The following is a 1,702-nucleotide window of genomic DNA, read 5'->3' as shown; positions in this document are numbered from 1 at the left end:
CACCATGGGGGAGATCTCAAAGTCCATCGAGGACCCCCCGACCAGCACGACGAAGTCGATCAGGCGGACGTTGCCCGCCGGCGCGACGCGCTCCAGGGCGCGAACCGCGTTCGCCGCGAAGACCTGCTGCTTTGCGCTGCGCCGGATGCTTCGGATGCGGTCCATCGGGACGTTGTTCAGAGGGAGGGGCTCCAGGTCCGTCTCGCTGTGCAGGAGGCAGACCCTGCCGAAGACGTGAGGGGGCAGCGGCTTGTCAAAGAAGCGCACCGTCCCGTCCTCGAGCCGGATGTTGTAGACGCTCTCCGCCTTGCAGAGGGGCGTCCGCTTGATGGACTCCGCCAGGTCCATGCTGTCGATGCCCAACTCGCTCGCGATGATCGTGTTCACCATCTGGCCCGCTCCGGCCAGGTGGATCAGGCTCTCCGAACCGTCCTCGCGCATGAAGGAGGCGTCCGTGCTGCCCGCCCCCATGTCCAGGATGGCCATGGGCTGCCGGGTCCCCGGCGTGGTGAGGGCGCCCTTGATCGCCATCTCCGCCTCGATGCCGCCGATCTCCACCTTCACGCGCAGGTCCGCCTCGATGGCGGCCGCGAGGCGCTGCATGGGCAGGTCCACCGTCTGCACCATCACCGCCAGGGCCACGCCGTTCTCCAGCGAGAACTCCTCCGCCAGGCCCCCCACCACCTTCTGCGGCACCTGGGTGTCCACGGCCAGGAGGTCGCGGATGTGTACGTCCGCCAGGGGGATCTCCGTCAGGTTGGACATGGTGCGGCGCACGCGCTCCATCATGCCGCCGACGTTCGTCCCCGGCTCGCCGAAGACGTCCGAGATGGGCTGCGAGGCGGAGACGAGTTTCATGATCTTCTCCGCCCCCTCGTCCACGGCGATGCCGCGCTTGCCGTTGGGGCCCGGATGGTCAGNTCCCCCGCGGGGATGCGGCGCTCCTTCACCTCGCCGAGGGGCGTCCGGATCACCACGGCCGACCGGTTGCCGACCAGGGCGCGCGCCACCGGCACCACCTGGCGCGTCTCGTCCGGCGAGAGCCCGAAGATCGTCGCGATGTCGTAGGGTTGCCAGGAGCTCCACCACCTGCCCGGCGGGCCACCTCCACGCAGGCCTGCATCCCCAGCGGCACGCGGTCGATGGCCCGCACCTCGTCCACGATGGGGATGGCGCGCGGAAGCCGGTTTGCGATGAGGACGCCGTCGTCGTTCCGGCAGATGGCGCAGGTAACGTCAACGCCGTGCTCCATGGCGGCGGCGATGCCCGCGGCCGCCCGCTCGTAGTCCACGGAGCCGGGGACCACGACGGTGCAGGCCCTGCCCGGAGCGCAGTTCGAGAGCCCGTCGAACGCCACCGTCTCCCCCTGGCCGACGCCGACGCCGCCCGGAGTGGAGGGGTTGTGCCCGATCATGGTGGACTCCGTGATGATCGTCTCCGTCACGGTCTCCATGGCGACCTCCCCGATGACGGGGGCCGCCCGGTTGATGCGGATGAGGTCCACCCTGGAAAAGTCGTCGCGCCCCCACCCCGCCCTCTCCAGGGCCTCGGAGAGGGCGTTGCGGACGCCCAGGACGTTCTGCGTCGTCCCCTTGATGCCGGAGGTGTAGGCGATGGAGGAGGACAGGAAGCTCACCCGTCCGTCCTCCACGCGCCCAAGGGCGACTTCGGTCGTCGAGTTGCCGATATCGATACCCGCTAT

Annotated in this window: 2 protein-coding genes and 1 pseudogene; all 3 read right to left on the bottom strand. The window is 69.4% G+C overall.

Translation table 11 applies throughout. The features are described 5' to 3' along the window. Positions 1–858 (bottom strand): diol dehydratase reactivase subunit alpha (locus tag SY1_RS12410; RefSeq protein ID WP_243440721.1); only part of this gene is annotated, 858 nt, incomplete at its 3' end. A gap of 63 nt (positions 859–921) precedes the next feature. Continuing rightward, a partial coding sequence (locus tag SY1_RS12570) for a hypothetical protein (RefSeq protein WP_279369750.1) occupies positions 922–1,016 on the bottom strand: 95 nt, incomplete at its 3' end. Then, positions 971–1,702, bottom strand: a pseudogene (locus SY1_RS12405) (hypothetical protein); the annotation flags it as partial. The pseudogene SY1_RS12405 and the gene SY1_RS12570, both read right to left, overlap by 46 nt.

This window comes from Fretibacterium fastidiosum, from assembly GCF_000210715.1.
GTDB lineage: Bacteria > Synergistota > Synergistia > Synergistales > Aminobacteriaceae > Fretibacterium > Fretibacterium fastidiosum.
This window is presented reverse-complemented; position numbering and strand designations above follow the sequence as displayed.